The organism is Austwickia sp., from assembly GCA_016699675.1.
In the GTDB taxonomy this organism is placed as follows: Bacteria; Actinomycetota; Actinomycetes; order Actinomycetales; family Dermatophilaceae; genus Austwickia.
Genome location: CP064985.1, coordinates 3,583,616 through 3,600,519, shown reverse-complemented (window position 1 = coordinate 3,600,519; position 16,904 = coordinate 3,583,616). Strand labels below are relative to the sequence as shown.

General features: G+C 70.9%; 17 protein-coding genes. 8 read left to right on the top strand and 9 right to left on the bottom strand.

From position 1 onward, the window contains the following. Positions 1 to 55: 55 nt before the first annotated feature. The gene (locus IPK37_16450; protein ID QQS00425.1) at positions 56 to 1,279 is read right to left on the bottom strand and encodes an alpha-lytic protease prodomain-containing protein; all 1,224 of its coding nucleotides are present in this window, start codon (positions 1,277 to 1,279) and stop codon (positions 56 to 58) included. Positions 1,280 to 1,373: 94 nt separating this feature from the next. Between IPK37_16450 and IPK37_16445 the strand changes: the two genes are divergently transcribed. Further along, the gene (locus IPK37_16445; GenBank protein ID QQS00424.1) at positions 1,374 to 1,709 is read left to right on the top strand and encodes a hypothetical protein; all 336 of its coding nucleotides are present in this window, start codon (positions 1,374 to 1,376) and stop codon (positions 1,707 to 1,709) included. Positions 1,710 to 1,813: 104 nt separating this feature from the next. Here the strand turns inward: IPK37_16445 and IPK37_16440 are convergent, their stop codons facing one another. The 5 genes from IPK37_16440 to recO all read right to left on the bottom strand — a co-directional run bounded on the left by IPK37_16440 (position 1,814) and on the right by recO (position 5,969). Continuing rightward, positions 1,814 to 2,284, bottom strand: a complete 471-nt coding sequence (locus IPK37_16440) for a YbaK/EbsC family protein (GenBank protein ID QQS00423.1) — start codon at positions 2,282 to 2,284, stop codon at positions 1,814 to 1,816. Beyond that, on the bottom strand, positions 2,284 to 3,735 hold the full coding sequence (gene argG / locus IPK37_16435) for an argininosuccinate synthase (protein ID QQS00422.1): 1,452 nt from the start codon (positions 3,733 to 3,735) through the stop codon (positions 2,284 to 2,286). The genes IPK37_16440 and argG overlap by 1 nt, the downstream gene beginning before the upstream one ends. Positions 3,736 to 3,872: 137 nt before the next feature. Beyond that, complete coding sequence (locus tag IPK37_16430) at positions 3,873 to 4,430, bottom strand: hypothetical protein (protein QQS00421.1); 558 nt, start codon at positions 4,428 to 4,430, stop codon at positions 3,873 to 3,875. Then, entirely contained in the window at positions 4,427 to 5,236 is an 810-nt protein-coding gene (locus tag IPK37_16425; GenBank protein QQS00420.1) for an isoprenyl transferase, read from the bottom strand. Before IPK37_16425 ends, IPK37_16430 begins: the two co-directional genes overlap by 4 nt. A gap of 4 nt (positions 5,237 to 5,240) precedes the next feature. Further along, positions 5,241 to 5,969, bottom strand: a complete 729-nt coding sequence (gene recO / locus IPK37_16420; protein QQS00419.1) for a DNA repair protein RecO — start codon at positions 5,967 to 5,969, stop codon at positions 5,241 to 5,243. 130 nt (positions 5,970 to 6,099) lie between these two features. On the opposite strand from recO, the gene IPK37_16415 reads away from it, so the two are divergent. After that, positions 6,100 to 6,726, top strand: a complete 627-nt coding sequence (locus tag IPK37_16415) for an alpha-ketoglutarate-dependent dioxygenase AlkB (GenBank protein ID QQS00418.1) — start codon at positions 6,100 to 6,102, stop codon at positions 6,724 to 6,726. 180 nt (positions 6,727 to 6,906) lie between these two features. Here IPK37_16415 and IPK37_16410 read toward each other — a convergent pair whose 3' ends face one another. Then, positions 6,907 to 7,527, bottom strand: coding sequence for a hypothetical protein (locus IPK37_16410; GenBank protein ID QQS00417.1), 621 nt, complete (start codon positions 7,525 to 7,527; stop codon positions 6,907 to 6,909). A gap of 113 nt (positions 7,528 to 7,640) precedes the next feature. Here IPK37_16410 and IPK37_16405 point away from each other — a divergent pair, with 113 nt between their 5' ends. Together IPK37_16405 and IPK37_16400 are read left to right on the top strand one after the other, a co-directional pair. Beyond that, positions 7,641 to 9,185 carry an IS21 family transposase gene (locus IPK37_16405; GenBank protein QQS02957.1) on the top strand — a complete coding sequence of 515 codons (1,545 nt, stop codon included), beginning with the start codon at positions 7,641 to 7,643 and terminating at the stop codon, positions 9,183 to 9,185. Beyond that, positions 9,182 to 9,964 (top strand): ATP-binding protein, encoded by a 783-nt coding sequence (locus IPK37_16400; protein QQS00416.1) that lies wholly within the window; start codon positions 9,182 to 9,184, stop codon positions 9,962 to 9,964. The genes IPK37_16405 and IPK37_16400 overlap by 4 nt, the downstream gene beginning before the upstream one ends. 73 nt (positions 9,965 to 10,037) lie before the next feature. On the opposite strand, the gene IPK37_16395 is transcribed toward IPK37_16400, so the two are convergent. Then, positions 10,038 to 10,484 (bottom strand): hypothetical protein, encoded by a 447-nt coding sequence (locus IPK37_16395; GenBank protein QQS00415.1) that lies wholly within the window; start codon positions 10,482 to 10,484, stop codon positions 10,038 to 10,040. A 422-nt stretch (positions 10,485 to 10,906) separates the two neighbouring features. Here IPK37_16395 and IPK37_16390 point away from each other — a divergent pair, with 422 nt between their 5' ends. Beyond that, positions 10,907 to 11,128: a hypothetical protein gene (locus tag IPK37_16390; GenBank protein QQS00414.1), complete on the top strand. Its 222-nt coding sequence runs from the start codon at positions 10,907 to 10,909 to the stop codon at positions 11,126 to 11,128. 309 nt (positions 11,129 to 11,437) lie between these two features. Next, positions 11,438 to 12,175 (top strand): transposase, encoded by a 738-nt coding sequence (locus IPK37_16385; GenBank protein ID QQS00413.1) that lies wholly within the window; start codon positions 11,438 to 11,440, stop codon positions 12,173 to 12,175. A gap of 179 nt (positions 12,176 to 12,354) precedes the next feature. On the opposite strand, the gene leuA is transcribed toward IPK37_16385, so the two are convergent. After that, entirely contained in the window at positions 12,355 to 14,163 is a 1,809-nt protein-coding gene (gene leuA / locus IPK37_16380; protein ID QQS00412.1) for a 2-isopropylmalate synthase, read from the bottom strand. Between the two features lie 295 nt (positions 14,164 to 14,458). Here leuA and IPK37_16375 point away from each other — a divergent pair, with 295 nt between their 5' ends. Then, complete coding sequence (locus IPK37_16375) at positions 14,459 to 15,325, top strand: hypothetical protein (protein QQS00411.1); 867 nt, start codon at positions 14,459 to 14,461, stop codon at positions 15,323 to 15,325. 204 nt (positions 15,326 to 15,529) lie between these two features. Next, positions 15,530 to 16,879, top strand: coding sequence for a M4 family metallopeptidase (locus IPK37_16370; protein QQS00410.1), 1,350 nt, complete (start codon positions 15,530 to 15,532; stop codon positions 16,877 to 16,879). Positions 16,880 to 16,904 lie beyond the last annotated feature (25 nt).

Genomic DNA, 16,904 nt, shown 5'->3' with positions numbered 1-16,904 from the left:
ATGGTCCACCAAGTGTCCCAGGCCGGGGTAGGCGCCCGACATCGGTGGGACCAGGTCAGGGATCGACCGTGTCGAGGACGACGCCCGTCGCGTCGAGGACCGGGTTGATCGGCTGGAAGTACGCCACCTGGTCCCCCTGGGCGCCCGCGCAGCCGGGCCCGTGCTGCCCCGCTCCCCCGCTCGTCAGGCCCTGGGCCTGGGTGCCCCACAACCAGGGGCCGCCGGAGTCGCCGCCGCTGCGGCAGACGTCCACCTTGGTCAGCCCCCGCACGTACTGCGTCGTGGCGCCCGAGCCGTAGCGCACCGTGACGCCCGTGGCGACGATTGCTCCGCAGGCCCAGCCGCTGGAGGACCCCATCGAACAGACCCGGCTGCCCACCGGCGCCTCCAGGCTGCCGCGGACCGGCACCGCGGCCAGGGTCCCCGCCGCCACCGAGCCGCGCGGTCCGCTGCCCTCGAACACCCCGACGGCGTAGTCGGATTCGGGGAAGACGACGTCCGTGATGCGGCCTGCCGAGCGCCCGTCCGAGGTGAACGTCGTCCCCTCGCGACCGCAGTGACCGGCGGTGAGGAAGACCGGAACCCCCCGCCGCGTGCCCGTGAAACCCATCGTGCACGCCGCGCCGCCGCCGACCAGGGGGCTACCGCCCGCGGGCCGCACGGGCTCGCTCGCGACCTCACGGACCACGACGCGGTCATCGTGGATCCCCGCCGTCAGCTGCTCGCTTCGCCCGGGTCGTGCCGCGACGACCACGCGACCGGCCACCGGGTCAACGTACAGCTCCGCGACGTCCGGTCGGTCGTCGGCGGCCAGGCTGGCGGCGAGCTCGCGGAGCTCCGCGAGCGGGTACGTCGTGGGCTCGAGCCGTACGTCGTCGCCGGCGGCGGGGGCCCCTGACGAGCCGGCCGACCCGGGGGCGACCCGCACCACCATCTGCGCGGCGGCGGCGTCCCAATAACTGCCCCCGAACCTGGCGCCGACGCGATCGGCGAGAGTCAGCGCGGCGGCGAGTACCTGCGGCGTCGGCCCGTGCTCGTCCTCGGCACGCGCCGCCCGATCGGTCGCGGTGACCGCGTCGGCGCGGCCAGCGAGCGCCGGCTCGGTCGCGGTGACCGCGTCGGCGCGGCCAGCGAGCGCCGGCTCGGTCGCCGCGTCGGGGCCGGTGGCGGCCGTCAACCCCAGCGACAGACCCACGGCCAGGCCGGCGACGGACGCGCAGCGGCGGACGAGCGGGCGCACGGGGATCTCCTCGACGGTGCGAACGGACGAGGCCCTCATCGGCGGCGCCCCCCGAGTCCTGCGCCAAATCCCCGCGACCGGAGGTCCGGTGCGCCCGGCCCCACGGAGCGTGACCCGATTATGCTGGGGCACCGTGACCGAGCACGCCCACCAGCACCTGAGTCCGCCTGCCACGTCGGACGCCGCCGAGAGCCGCGCCTGCTGCGGGGACTCCCCCGAGGCCGCCCAACGGCAGGCGCGGGCGCGTCGGCTCGTCGTCCTCAGTGGCGTCTGCGCCCTCGCCGTCGTCGCGATCGGGTTGATCGTCGGTGGCTGGCTCGGCGCGAGCCTCGTCGGTGGCGTTGCCGTCGGCATCGCCGTCACGGCGGCGGGATCGTGGTCGCGACTGTCCCTCAACGACCGGCTGCTGCGCGTTGCCGTCGTGCTGTTGCTGATCGCGCTCGCGCTCGTCCGGGCGGTCCCCCGCTAGAACACCGCGGCCCTGCTGAACGGCCGCTGAACCGCCGCGCCCCTAGAGACCGCTGCGCGCCGCCGTCCCTCGCGCGGCCTCACCCGCAGCCGCACTTGCGCCCGTCAGCCCGTCGGGAACAGCTCCCCGCCGGTCATAACCAACAGCTCCGGCAGGTTGGTCGACAACATCGTGAGCTCGTCCCCGCCGCCGGCCCAGAGCACGTCGTGGTCCCCCAGCGCGGCGTCCACGAGGGTGCGCAGCGGCGTCGGGTGCCCGACCGGCGCGACCCCGCCGACGTGCTGCCCGGTCGCGGCCAACACGACGTCCGGCGCCGCCATCGATACCTTGCGAGCCCCCAGCGCGGCCTTGAGGCGCTTCGTGTCGACCTTGCGGCCGCCGCTTGCCAACACGAGGACCGGGGCGCCGTCGGCCACGAAGACCAGGCTGTTCGCGATCGCCTCGATGGGGCAGCCCAGGACCTGAGCGGCCGCCGCGCTGGTCGGCACGTGGGTGGCCAGGTGCCGGACCTCGCCGCCGTGGCCGAGGGCGCGCAGGGCCGCCTCCACCCGGCGTACGGCATCGGGATCGATCATCAGTCCGCGCCGAACTCCATCGCGGCGTCGTCCAGCGCCTCGTCGTCCGTGCCGTCCGGAACCCGGCGCTTGGCGATGACCTCCGCGCCGCCGGGCTCGAGCTCGCCGACCAGGTCGGTGTTGGCCAGGCCGAGGGCTTTGATGCCCTCGCCCGCCGCCCCGAGGAGGCCCAGCCCGACGTACTGCTCCAGCCGCGACCGCGAATCCGCGATGTCGAGGTTGCGCATGGTGAGCTGGCCGATCCGGTCGGTCGGGCCGAACGCGGCGCCCTCGGTCCGTTCCATCGACAGCTTGTCGGGGTGGTAGCTGAACGCCGGGCCCGTGGTGTCGATGATCGAGTAGTCCTCGCCGCGCCGCAGCCGCAGCGTCACCTCGCCGGTGACCGCGGAACCGACCCAGCGCTGCAGCGACTCGCGCAGCATGAGGGACTGAGGGTCGAGCCAGCGGCCCTCGTACATGAGGCGGCCGAGCCGGCGGCCCTCGGCGTGGTACGTCGCGATGGTGTCCTCGTTGTGGATCGCATTGACGAGCCGCTCGTACGCGATGAACAGCAGCGCCATGCCGGGCGCCTCGTAGACCCCGCGGGACTTGGCCTCGATGATCCGGTTCTCGATCTGGTCGGACATGCCGAGTCCGTGCCGACCGCCGATCTTGTTGGCCGCGTCGACCAGGGCGACCGCGGACTCGAAGCGTTCCCCGTTGATCGAGACCGGCCGACCCTGCTCGAAGCCGAGCGTTACGTCCTCCGTGGCGATCTCGACGTCCTCCCGCCAGAACGCGACGCCCATGATCGGCTCGACGACGTCCTCGATGCCGGTGTCCAGGTGCTCCAGCCGCTTGGCCTCGTGGGTGGCGCCCCAGATGTTGGCGTCGGTCGAGTAGGCCTTCTCCTGGCTGTCTCGGTACGGCAACTTCCGCTGGGCGAGCCACTCGCTCATCTCCTGCCGGCCGCCCAGCTCCGTGACGAACGCGGTGTCGAGCCACGGCTTGTAGATGCGCAGGTTGGGGTTGGCGAGCAGGCCGTAGCGGTAGAACCGCTCGATGTCGTTGCCCTTGAACGTCGACCCGTCACCCCAGATCTGGACGCCGTCGGCCATCATGGCGCGGATCAGCAAGGTGCCGGTCACGGCCCGACCGAGGGGGGTGGTGTTGAAGTACGACCGCCCGGCGCTGCGGATGTGGAAGGCCCCGCAGGCGAGCGCGACCAGGCCCTCCTCGACGAGCGCGTGGCGGCAGTCGACGAGGCGGCTGGCCTCCGCGCCGTACTCCATCGCCCGCCCGGGCACCGAGGCGATGTCCGGCTCGTCGTACTGGCCGATGTCGGCCGTGTAGGTGTAGGGCACCGAGCCCTTCTCGCGCATCCACGCCACGGCCACGGAGGTGTCGAGGCCCCCGGAGAACGCGAGTCCGACCTTCTCGCCGGCGGGTAGGGACGTCAGCACCTTGCTCATGTCGATGATTATTCAGAACCCTGCATGACTATGCAAACCGGTACGTCGGACGTCCGTCCCCTCCTCAGCGGCCGGCGAGTTGTCCACCTGGCGACAGATCGGCGCCCGCGGGGGCAGGGGGCAGTGCCGGAGCGGGGCTAGGAGGCCGGCAGCGGCACGCCATTGCCCTCGACGTGGGCCTTCAGGCCGTCCTTCGTCGACGTCACGGTCTTGACCGTCACACCCTTGGGCAAGTCCGTGATGGGGACCTTCACGCCCGCCGCCTGCCGCGCAACCACGGACAGGACGCCGTCCAACGCCGAGAGGCCCTCGATGCGCAGCGTCGTCGGCTGCACCACGACGTCGTTGCCCTGCACGGTCATGTTCCCGTCGGTCTCGACGCGCAGATCCCGACCGAACGCGCTGAACGGTGCGTTGACGCGGATCTTGCCGCCGCCGGCGTCGCTGAGCCGTACGCCGTTGCCGGCCTGCTGCTCCAGCCGGGCGAAGGGCACCACGACGTCGGCGGACAGGTTGTTGGCGATGAGGTCACCCGCCTTTCCGGCCGGCGCCGAGGACGTCGAGGGCGAGGCCGGCGCACCGCCGAGGCTGGCCGGCGCGGACTTCAGCGCGACGAGCCCGACGACGAGCACCACCACGGCCAGGGCTCCGATGACGGTCAGCAGTCCGACGATCATGCGGGCGAGGGTCCTCATCGGCCCGCCTCCTGATCTCCCGGAGCCGGCCCGTGCTCGGCGCGGTCCACCGCGCCGCCGTACCGTCGATCCCGTTGCGCGTAGATCTCGATCGCCTCCCACAGGTGTCGCCGGTCGAAGTCCGGCCAGAGCGTGTCCAGGAACACCATCTCGGCGTACGCGCTCTGCCACAACAGGAAGTTGCTCGTGCGCTGCTCCCCCGAGGATCGGATGAACAGGTCGACGTCCGGCATGTCCGGGTCGTAGAGGTGCCGCGCGAAGCTGGCCTCGTCGATGCCGCGGCCCTTGATCCGGCCGCGCCGCGCCTCCTCGACGATGTCACGCACGGCGTCGACGATCTCGGCCCGGCCGCCGTAGTTCACGCAGAAGTTGAGGGTGAGGGTCGTGTTGTGGCCGCTCAGCCGCTCGGCATCGAGCAGCTCATCGATCACCGACTTCCACAGCCGCGGCCGCCGCCCGACCCACTTGACCCGCACCCCCATCGCCGACATCTGGTCCCGCCGGCGGCGGATGACCTCGCGGTTGAACCCCATGAGGAAGCGCACCTCGTCGGCGGAGCGGTTCCAGTTCTCGGTGGAGAAGGCGTACGCCGAGATGTGCTTGACCCCAATCTCAATGCAGCCGGCCAGCACGTCCATCAGCGCCGCCTCGCCGGCGCGGTGCCCCTCGGTCCGCGGCAGGCCGCGCTGGTTGGCCCAGCGGCCGTTGCCGTCCATGACGATCGCGACGTGGTGCGGGACCAGCTCCGGCGGGATCGCCGGGGGTCGGACGCCGGTCGGGTGCGGGAAGGGCGGCTGCACGGCCATGGCTTCAGGTCCTCTCGACGAGCCGCAGCGAGCGGACGCCCCGCTCGAGGTGCCACTGCAGGAACGCCGTGACCAGGCCGCTGCCCTCGCGTCGGTGCTTGGGCAGGCTCGCGTCGGCGGTCACCCAATCGCCTTCCAACAGCGCGCCGAGCAGCTCCAGGGTGTCGAGGGCGGGCGCCGCCGACCCCGGCGTACGACAGCTCGGGCACACGCACCCCCCCGAGGCGAGGTTGAACGCCTTGTGCGGACCCGGCGCGCCGCAGCGCGCGCAGTCCCGGAAGCTCGGGGCCCAGCCGGCCACCGACAGGGCCCGCAGGAGGTACGCGTCGAGCACCAGGCCGGCCTCGTGGTCGTGGCTGGCCAGGCTGGCCAGCCCGCCGGCGAGGAGCCGGAAGTGCTGCGGGCTGGGATCGCGCTCTGAGGTGAGCCGCTCGGCGGTCTCGCACATCGCGGTGGCGGCGGTCCAGGCGATGTAGTCGCGGGCGATGGCGTCGCCGTACGGCGCGATCGTCTCCGCCTGGGTGACCGTGTCGAGGTTGCGGCCCTCGTAGCACATGACGTCGACGACCATCGCGGGCTCCAGCCGGGCGCCGAAGCGGGACTTGGTCTTGCGGACCCCCTTGGCCACGGCGCGCACCAGGCCACGCTCGCGCGTGAGGAGCGTGACGATGCGGTCCGCTTCCCCCAGCTTCTGGGTGCGGAGCACGATCGCGGCCTCGCGGTACAGGGGCACGTCGCCATTCTGCCTGGCCGCGGCGACAACCTTGGGTACATCCGCGTGGCGTGCCGGACGATCGCCCAACTCCGTCGCGTCGGGACGGGTCGACGGGCGCGTGGGCTCGTACAGGTGTACGATGCCGGGCATGACCGCCCTGCAGGGATCCCTCCTGGACCTCGACGACGCGATTGGGCTGCGCGAGTTGGCGGGGGCCGTGCACCGGACGACGCTGTCCGCCGGGGCCTGGGTGGACCTGCGGCCTGGGTGGCTGACCGGCTCGGACGGCCTGTTCGCGCAGCTGCGCGACGACGTGGAGTGGCAGGCCGAGCGGCGCCGCATGTACGACCGCGTCGTCGACACCCCGCGGCTGCTGCGCTTCTACGGCGCCGCGGAGGCGCTGCCGCACCCGGTGCTGACGGCCGCGCGGGACGCCCTCACGACGTACTACTCCCCCGAGCTCGGCGAACCCTTCACCACCGCGGGAATGTGTTTCTACCGGGACGGGCGCGACTCGGTGGCCTGGCACGGCGACACGATCGGCCGGTCCCGGACCGAGGACACGATGGTGGCGATCGTCTCGCTGGGCACGCCGCGACCGCTGTTGTTGCGGCCGCGCGGGGGCGGGGGTTCGCTGCGGTACGTCGTGGGCCATGGCGACCTGTTGGTCATGGGTGGCTCCTGCCAGCGCACCTGGGAACACGCCATCCCGAAGGTGGACGCCTCGGTCGGTCCGCGCATCAGCGTCCAGTTCCGCCCCCGCGACGTGCGCTGAGCCGCAGCCCCACCCCGACGTACCGCCTCGTCCCACCCGCTCCGCCCCGGAAGAGCTGACTCCCCTGAGGGTGGGTGAACTCCCGCGAGCGTGGGGGTCCACCCACCCCTAGAGCAGTTGGCTCCCGACGGGGAAAGGGAGGGGTTATTCGACGGGCTGCCCCGGATCGGGCGTCGCGTCTTAGGCCGCTCGCTGCCGACGGTCCTGGTCCAGCGCCCAGAGGATGCGCCGCTGGATCTCCTCGATCCGGAACAGCTCGGCCCACTGAAACCGGACGACCACCCAATGGTCCGAGCGCAATAGCTCTTCGCGGGCCTTCTCTGCGCGTTTGGCGGCGGCTGCCTCCGCCCGGTCGGCGTACTTGATCATCCCGTCGAACTCGACCGCCACCCGAGTGCCCTGAATCACCAGGTCGATCCGGTAGTGACGACCCTGAACAGTCGCCCACTCCTGGCTCGTCACCGGGTAGCCGAGGTCGCGCAGCCGCAGTCTCAGCAGGCTCTCCCCCGGCGATTCGCTCTTGGCGTCGAGCCTGCTGACGGCGTGGAGCAAGAGAGGGTGGCGGGGCGCCTCGGCCCGGGCCTCAATCGCGCAGAGCAGGTCCGACACACTGGCGAGCCGCTGTCGCAGGGCCTGATCGGCCGGCACGACGAAGGCCTCCTCCCCCCACGTCGAGCCGCATTGGATCAACGCCTCGGCGAGGGGGATCGGACCACGGGTGTCGGCGGCCACGAGAAACTGCCCGGAGACGGCCACGAAGCTGCCCGCTGGCGGACGTGAGAACTGCCCACTGACGGTCATGGGATCTGCCCGACACGACGTCGTCTGCCTCGCCGACCTGCGCGGTTGAGGCCCCTTCCTCGGGTGCGATGAGCGGTGCTGATGCGCCCTATCGCTCCCGAGGAAGGGATGAGTTGAAGTCTGCCGAGGAGATCATGGAAATGTTGGATGCCTACGACCTAACAGGTTCGTTGCGCGATGCCGGCGAGCTGGCTGGCTGCTCCCACCACACGGTGAAGCGGTACGTGGATCGCCGTGCTGGCGGCGGGGAGTTGCCGGCGGCGGCGGTGCGGCCGATGTTGATCGATGAGTATCTGCCCAAGGTCGAGGAGTGGGTCGAGCGGTCGGTCGGGAAGGTCCGTGCCGATGTGGCGCACGAGAAGCTGCTCGCCCTGGGCTACGGAGGGTCGGAGCGCACCACCCGCCGTGCGGTCGCGAAGGTCAAGAAGTCCTACCGGGCCGGACACGTGCGGGTGCACCGTCCCTGGGTGACTGAGCCGGGGATGTGGTTGCAGTACGACTACGGCGATGGCCCCGTCGTCGACGGCGTCAAGACCGTGCTGTTCGTCGCCTGGCTGGCTTGGTCGCGGTTCCGGGTCGTGTTGCCGATCCGCGACAAGACGATGCCCTCGGTGTTCGCTGCCCTGGACGTGACGTTCCGGCGGCTGGGTGGGGTGCCGACCTATGTGTTGACCGACAACGAGAAGACCGTCACGGTCGAGCACATCGCCGGAATTCCGGTGCGGAATCCGCAGCTGGTGGCGTTCGCCGAGCACTACTCGATGGTCGTGCACACCTGCGTCCCGGCCGATCCGGCGTCCAAGGGCGGCACCGAGTCGTCGGTGAAGATCAGCAAGGCCGACCTGGTCCCCAAGGACACCAACCTGCGCGAGGGGTACGCCTCGTTCGCCGAGCTCGAGGCGGCGTGCGTGGAGTTCTGCGAGAAGGTCAACACCCGAGCGCACCGGGTCACTCGTCGGCCACCGATCGAGATGCTCGCCGAGGAACGGGTCCGGCTGCACCCGGTCCCGATGACCCCGCACACGGTCGCGTTCGGCACCACGCGGGTGGTGCCGGGCAACACACCGATGGTGATGTTCGAGTCCGGCCAGTACTCGGTCCCGCATGCCCTGCTGGGTGCGACGGTGTGGGTCCGTGCCCATGGTGTCGGCGAGGACGAGTGGGTCGTCATCGTCCACGTCGGCCAGGACGGTCCCCTCGAAGTCGCCCGCCACCGCCGGGCCACACCCGGCACCCCGAAGATCGATGACGAGCACTTCCCAGCCCAGCCGTCCGGGCCACTGGACCGCCAGCCCCGTGCGAAGAACCCGGCCGAGTCCGACTTCCTCGACCTGGGCGAGGGCGCGAGGTTGTGGCTGATCGAGGCCGCCGCCGCAGGCACACCACGGATGCGCGTCAAGATGGCCGAAGCCCTCAGCTTGGCTAAGCTGTTCGACCCCGTCGAGGTCGACTGGGCACTGGGCCACGCCGCCGTGCACGGCCGGTTCGCCGAAGCAGACCTGTCCTCGATCCTGGACCACCACGCCCGAGCACCGAAAGCCGGTGAGCACCGGGCCAGCGAGGACTCCTCGCTGACCCAGGGCACCAGCGCATGGGCACGGCTCGGTGAACAGGTCGGCCAGCACGACGGCCGCGACGGGAACGAGGTGGCCCGATGACGACGAGAAGCACGGCGTCAGCACCGCCGCTGCCAGCCGAACTGGAGGAGCTGTTGCGCCGGTTGCGGCTGCCGCACATCCGTCGTCACGCACCCGAGGTCGTCGCAACCGCGAAAGCCCAACGCTGGGAGCCCGCCGAGGTGTTGAAGGCGCTGTTCGCCGAGGAGGTCGCCGGCCGGGAGCGTTCCGCACTTGTCACCCGGCGAGCGTCGGCGGGCTTCCCCACCGGGAAGACCTTCGACGCGTGGCAGCCCGAGGCATCCTCGATCCCAGTCCCGACCCAGCAGGCGCTCCGCACCCTGGAATGGGTCCACCGCCGCGAGAACCTCGTGGTCTGCGGCCCGTCGGGCACCGGGAAGACGTTCCTGCTGGAGGCCCTTGGCCAGCAAGCCGTCGAGGCCGGGTTGAAGGTCGCCTGGTTCACCCTGGAAGACCTCGGCGTCCTACTCCGAAGGCACCGTGCGGACGACACTGTCACCAAGGCCATCGCCCGGGTCCTGCGCGCCGACCTGGTCATCGTCGATGACATCGGCCTGCTGCCGGTCGCCGCGGACGCCGCCGAGGGGCTCTACAGACTCGTCGACGCCGCCTATGAGAAGCGGTCAGTCGCGATCAGCTCGAACCTCCACCCCTCTGGGTTCGACGAGCTGATGCCCAAGACGCTGGCCACCGCCACGGTGGACCGACTGCTCCACCACGCCCACGTCTGCCAGACCAGCGGCGACAGCGTCCGGCTCACCCAAGCACTCGCCGGTCAAGGGGTGAGCCCGTTGAACTGACCACCCTGGTCGGTGGTGGCCACAACCCCCTTGGGTAGATCCCGTGGCCACCACCGGGCAGATCTCGTGACCGTCAGCGGGCAGCTTTCATGTCCGCCACTGGGCAGTTCCGACTGTCCCTTGACACACGGGCGACGACCAAGCCCGAGGGCGCGGCGTGAACGATGTGATCCGACCGCCGCCGATAGCGCCCACCATGTCGGTAGGTGAGGTGGACCAGCTCGGTCGGGAGGGAACGCAGAGGAAGTCCCCGCATCGCGACGGCGAGGTGATGGCTGGCCATGACCCTGTGCCCGTATCGCAGCTCGAGCGCTCGGGCCCTTCGCACCTGCGCCGCCAGCGGCTCCAGCCGCGGGTCGGCGAGAGCGAAGTAGCCCGTCGTCACCCGCGTCAGCACGTTGTGGCGCAGCAGGCTCGCGAGCGCCTCCTTCTCGACGCCGCGTTGGCGCAGCTCCGCGGTGCTGCGCAGTCCGTAGCTGGCACCGATGAAGCAGGTCGTGGCCAAGGTGGCGAGGTCCATGGGTGCAGTGTGCGGGCCCGACAAACGCCGCCCCCGACCTCGCCGAGAACCTGTGCGTAGCCGAGGGGGTGTGGATAGGCAGAGCCCCAGCCCCGGCCCGTCTGGTCCGCCCCATCGCCCCGGCCCCGCCTGGCACTCCCCCCATCGCCCCGCGGCACTCCCCCCATCCCCCGCGGCGCCGCCGGCGCCACCCTGTCTGTCAAGGTGCAGTGGGACAGCCGGTGGGTCCGGTTGTGTGGTGGTTGACGGGGCGAGAGAGCAGATGGATCGGTGACGATGAGTCAGGCGGATCGGCCGGCGCGGTCTTCGCGGCGTAGGTTCACGGCGGCGTTTAAGGCGGCGGTGGTCCAGGAGTATGACGCGGCGGACGGTCCGGGGCGCGGGGCGCGATTTTGCGTCGTGAGGGTTTGTATGACTCTCATGTGCAGAAGTGGCGCAAAGCGGTCGAGGAGGGCCGTTTGCGGGATACCCCGGTTGCGGGTCTGACCCCGAGCCGGGACCGTTCGCGGCAGGCCCAGTTAGAGGCCGAGAATGTGCGGTTGCAGGCCGAGTTGGACATGACGAAATCGATGTTGGAGGTCATGGGAAAAGCACACGCGCTCTTGGAGACGGTGTCCAAGAGCGCGCCGGGAAAGCAGCAGTGACCGCGGTGCTGTGGCCCGCGTTCGAGGCGATCGAGGCCCTGGCCGGGACCAGCGCTGCGTCGGCGTTGACCGGGATTGCCCGCTCGAGTGTGTATCGGTGGCGGGCCCGGGACAGGAAACCGTTCGGACCGTCTCGGGCGCCCAAACCCAAGGTGATGCCCTCGGCGTTGAGCCCCGCTGAGACGGCTGCTGTGCTGGAGGTCCTCAACAGCGACCGGTTCGCCGATAAGGCCCCCGCGCAGGTGTGGGCCACGCTGCTGGACGAGGGCCGGTACCTGTGCTCGGTATCCACGATGTACCGAATCCTGCGTGCTCACCAGCAAGTTCGTGAGCGGCGGGCGGTCGCTTCCCACCCCCTCGCGGGTCAAGCCGCAGCTGCTGGCTACCGGCCCCGATCAGGTGTTCAGCTGGGACATCACCAAACTCAAGGGCCCGAGCAAGGGGGTGTACTACAGCGCGTACGTGATGATTGATATCTACTCCCGGAAAATCATTCACGTCGAAGTCCATACCCGTGAGGATAAGGTGTTGGCCCGCGACTTCATCGATGCCGCGATCCGCGCGAACCGCGGCGTCCTGCCTCGATACATTCATTCGGATAATGGCGGCCCGATGACCTCGGGCACCGTCGCGCAGCTCCTGTCGGCGCTGGATATCACCAGGTCGTTGTCGCGACCCAAGGTCAGTAACGACAATCCCTACTCCGAAGCGGCGTTTAAAACCCTCAAGTACTGTCCTGCCTTCCCCGACGACTTCGGGTCGCTGATCGACGCGCAAATATTCATGCGCGATTTCGCCGGCTACTACAACCAGCATCACCGGCATTGCGGGATCGGGCTGTACACCCCTTGTTCCGTCCATGACGGGACCTGGCGCGATCAACGCCGGACCCGTCAAGAGACCCTGGACGCGGCCTGGCGGGCCCGTCCCGACCGTTTCCCGGGCGGCCGCCCCCAGGCACCCAAGGTGCCGACCAAGGCCTGGATCAACCAGCCGCCAGCCAGCATCCAGACCAGCTCCGCTTCCCACACTTCCGAAGCGGCCTAAATGTCCCAAACACCTTGACACGTACCGCCAGGAGTGTCGACTCCTCTCAGGGTGGGTGGACCCTCCAGCTCGTAGGTGTTCACCCACCCTGATGCGAGTGAACTCTCGTCAGGCTGGGGGGCGGGGCCGGGGCCCGGAGCGGAGGCAGGGTTGGGGGCGGGGGGAGGCGCCGTACGGCGTCAGGGGCCGCCGCCGGGGCGGCTGATCGCCGTGCCCTCTTGACCCACGCCGGACATGCCCCGGCCCGCCTCGGACTCCGAGCGCTGTGCCCGGTTGACCGCCGACAGGATCGCCATGAACGACGCCCGCACGATCGAGGCGTGCACCCCGACGCCCCACAGGACGCGGTCGCCGACGGCGCACTCGACGTACGACGCCGCCCGCGCGTCCCCGCCCGAGCTCAGCGCGTGCTCGGAGTAGTCGAGGACCCGCACGTCGATCCCGTACGAGTGCAGCCCGTCGATGAACGCCGCGATCGGCCCGTTGCCGTGGCCATCCAACGTCACCTGGCGACCCCGGTCGGTGACCACCGCCTCGACGTGGTCCCGACCATCGGGGTCCGAGGTGGTCTTCGACGAGACCGGCGCGAAGCGACCCCACGCGGCCGCGCCCTCGTTGGTCCCAGGCAGGTACTCGTCCGCGAAGATCGACCACATCTGGGCCGCGCCGACCTCGCCGCCCTCGGTGTCGGTCTTGCGCTGGACGACGGCGCTCATCTCGATCTGCAGGCGCCGCGGCAGGTCCATGCCGTACTCGGACTTCATCAGGTACGCCACGCCGCCCTTACCGGACTGGCTGTTGACCCGCACCACGGCCTCGTACGACCGGCCGACGTCGTGCGGGTCGATCGGCAAGTACGGGACGCCCCAGACCAGCTCGTCGATGGACTTGCCCTCGGCGGCAGCCCGGCGCTCCATGTCCTCGAAGCCCTTCTTGATGGCGTCCTGGTGGGACCCCGAAAACGCCGTATACACCAGATCCCCGCCGTACGGGTGCCGCTCCCCCACCGGCAACTGGTTGCAGTGCTCGACCGTACGCCGGATCTCGTCGATGTCCGAGAAGTCGATCTGCGGGTCGATGCCCTGGCTGAACAGGTTCAACCCCAGCGTCACCAGGCAGACGTTGCCGGTGCGCTCGCCGTTGCCGAACAGGCAGCCCTCGATGCGGTCGGCCCCGGCCAGATATCCCAGCTCGGCCGCGGCGACGCCGGTCCCCCGGTCGTTGTGCGGGTGCAGCGACAAAATCACCGAGTCGCGGCGGGCCAGGTGGCGGTGCATGTATTCGATCGAGTCGGCGTAGACGTTCGGCGTGGCCATCTCCACCGTGGCCGGCAGATTGATAATCATCGGCGCGTCCGGCCGCGGGTCGATCTCCTCGATGACGGCATTGCAGACCGAGACAGCGGCAGCCAGCTCAGTGCCGGTGAACGACTCTGGGCTGTATTCGTAGGTGATCTTCGTGTCCGGGATCTGCTGCTCCAGCTTGCGGCACAGCCGCGCGGCTTGGACGGCGATATCGGTGACCCCGTCGACGTCGGTGTGGAAGACGACCTCGCGCTGCAGGATCGACGTCGAGTTGTAGAAGTGCACGACGGCGCTGTGCGCGCCGGCGATGGCGTCGTATGTCCGCTCCACCAGGTGGTCCCGCGCCTGGGTCAACACCTGGATGGTCACGTCATCGGGGATGTGCCCGTCCTCGATCAGCAACCGCGCGAAGTCGTAGTCGGTCTGGCTCGCCGACGGGAACCCGATCTCGATCTCCTTGTAACCCATCCGCACCAACAGCTGGAACATCCGCAGCTTGCGCTCGGCGTTCATGGGGTCGATGAGGGCCTGGTTGCCGTCGCGCAGGTCGACGGCGCACCAGCGCGGGGCCGTGGTGATCACGCGGTCCGGCCAGGTGCGGTCCGCCAGCCTGGTGGGGATGACCTCTTCGAAGCTGCGGTACTTCACGATCGGCATGCCGGAGGGCTGCTGGTTGTTCTTCATCGTCTCGTGTCTTCCTCGTCCTGGGTGGCCTTGCGGTTCGAAGCTCCAGGCCTGCCAGGGCTGCACGTGGCGAGGGCAGCGGCGCTCTCCGCGACGGGGACGGCCCGGTCGATCAGGCCCCGTCGCGGCGGCGAAGAAGTCGCCCAGACGGGGCGGGCACGCGCGCGGCAGTGACGAACACGTGGTCAGCGTGCCACAGCGCCCGCGCGCGAGTCCACGCGGCAATCGGCGCGTCTCGTCATCCGACCGGGGTGGCGCCGCAGATTACGTCAGGTGAGCAGGTACTAAGGGAGGCATGAGCACTTATGGCAGGTCCGGACTCGCGGTCGTGCTGGGCGGGACCGGGCTGACCGGCCGCGCCTGGCTCACCGGGATCCTGGCGGGATTGGCCGAGGGCGGCGCCGGCATCCTCACCGGCGCGCGGGACCGCACGGTGATCGCCACGTCCGCCGGGGCCATCGTGGCCGCCCGCGCCGCCGCGGGCCTGACGCCCGAGGCGCAGCACCGCGACCTGCTGGAGCACGGCGTGCAGGAGACCGGCGCGATGCCTGCCAAGGCGATGGCCCAGCTCGCCTGGCTCGGGGTCCGGCATCGCAGCCCTGCCGCGCATCGCGCGGCCGTGGCGGCCTTCGCGCGGACCGCGCCGGAGGTCGTGGACCACCGCGAGCGGGTCCGCGACCTGGTCGGAAGCGCCGACTGGCCAGCGTGGCCGCTGTGGATCGTCGCGGTGCACGCCGAGACGGCCGAGCGGGTCGTCCTCGCGCGGACGGGCACGCTGGCCGAGTCGGCGGCGGCCAGTACGGCGGCGCCGGGTCGCCGACCGCCCGTCCGGATCGGCTCCGACAGCTACCTGGATGGCAGCGTGGCCTCGGCCGCCAACGTCGACGTGGCGGCCGGGTTCGGCCGCGTCCTGGTGGTGTCCTCCGTGGAGGACGGTACGGCGGCGTCCCCGGGGGCCCGGCGCCAGCTCGACGCGCTCCCCGGCGCGCCCGAGTCCCTGTTGGTCTTGCCCGACATCGCGGCGCGCCGAGAGATGGGCCCGCATTCCCTGAGCGCGGCCCGGTGCATCCCGACCGCCCTCGTCGCGCACGCCCACGGCCTCCGACTCGCCGAGGAGGTCGGCGCCTTCCTGGCCGCCGGGCGCCCGGCCAGCCGCGTCTGACCCCCTTCGATCCCGCCTCGTCGTCACGCCCGGCGTGGCCTCGCCCCGCTACCGACATAATGCCTGTGCCGCGGCACGGACATTATGTCGATGCGCTTGGCCCTTTGCGTGGCAAGTGCCCCAGCTTGCCCTTGCGCGTGGCCCTGCTTTTCCGTTGTCGGACAGTGCTTTCCGCTGTCGGTGCCGAGCGGCACAGTGGTGGGCATGACGACGTACTGCTCGATCCTCCCGCCGTACCTCCTCGACGCGGTCGCGACCCACTGCGACGGCGAGGTCGCCGAACGCGCCGCACACACGCTGCGCGTGGAGGCCACCATGCGGTCCCAGCGGGAGGTTCGCGCCGCGCGAGCGCCCCGACCGGACCCCGCGCGCTCCCCCGACCTCGACGCCGGGCCGGCAGGGGACGACCACGCGGACGACGACCGGGGCGGCAGCGAGAAGGGCGGCGCGGGGCTTCGCGGGATCGTCCCGATCGACCTCCTGGAGAAAATCGGCCACGAGGACGACCGGACGCTGCGTGCCGACCTCGACCAGGCGCGGCGCCGCAAGGAGGCCCCTAAGCCGGCGCCCCCCGGGCCACCGGCCGCGGCGACGCCGCAGCGGCGCGTTCACGACGCGCAGCACCGCTCTACGCTGCCCGGCGATCTGGTGCGCCCGGAGGGTGGCGGGCCGGTGGGCGACGAGTCCGCGAACGAGGCGTACGACGGGCTGGGCGCCACCTGGCACCTCCTCAGGGACGTCTACGGCCGGGACAGCCTCGACGGCCGCGCGCTCCCACTCGTCGCGAGCGTGCACTTCCGGCAGGGCTACGACAACGCCTTCTGGAACGGCGACCAGATGGTGTTCGGCGACGGCGACGGGGTGATCTTCCGCAGCTTCACCGACTCGGTCGACGTCATCGGGCACGAACTGGCGCACGGGCTCACGCAATACACGGCGGGGCTGATCTACCTCGCCCAGCCGGGCGCGCTCAACGAGTCAATCTCGGACGTCTTCGGTGTGCTGACCGAGCAGTACCTGCTGGGTCAAACCGTCGAGCAGGCGTCCTGGCTGGTCGGAGCGCAACTCTTCGAGTCCGGCGTGCAGGGCGTCGCGTTGCGCTCCATGAATGCCCCCGGCACGGCGTACGACGACCCGCGCCTCGGCAAGGACCCGCAGCCGGCGCACATGCGCGATTACCGGGAGATGCCGCACGACGACTCGGGAGACAACGGCGGCGTCCACGTCAACTCCGGCATCCCCAACCGCGCGTTCTACCTGCTCGCCGAGGCACTCGGCGGGCACGCCTGGGAACGGGCCGGGCGGATCTGGTTCGACACGCTGACCGCCGGCGGATTGCCCAAGGACGCCGACTTCGCGCGCTTCGCCGCCGCCACCGAGGCCGCCGCCAAGCGCCGCTACGGCGACGGGGAGGTCGCCGAGGCGGTCCGCGCGGCGTGGGCGCAGGTCGGCGTGAGCGTCGGCGCTCCCCTACCCGACGCACCCGCCCCGGGCCGTCAGCCGCGCACCGGCGCCCCCCGGCGGGAGCGACAAACTGACTGGTCACCCCGTTAACGGGCGCAGCCGGCGAGTGATCGTG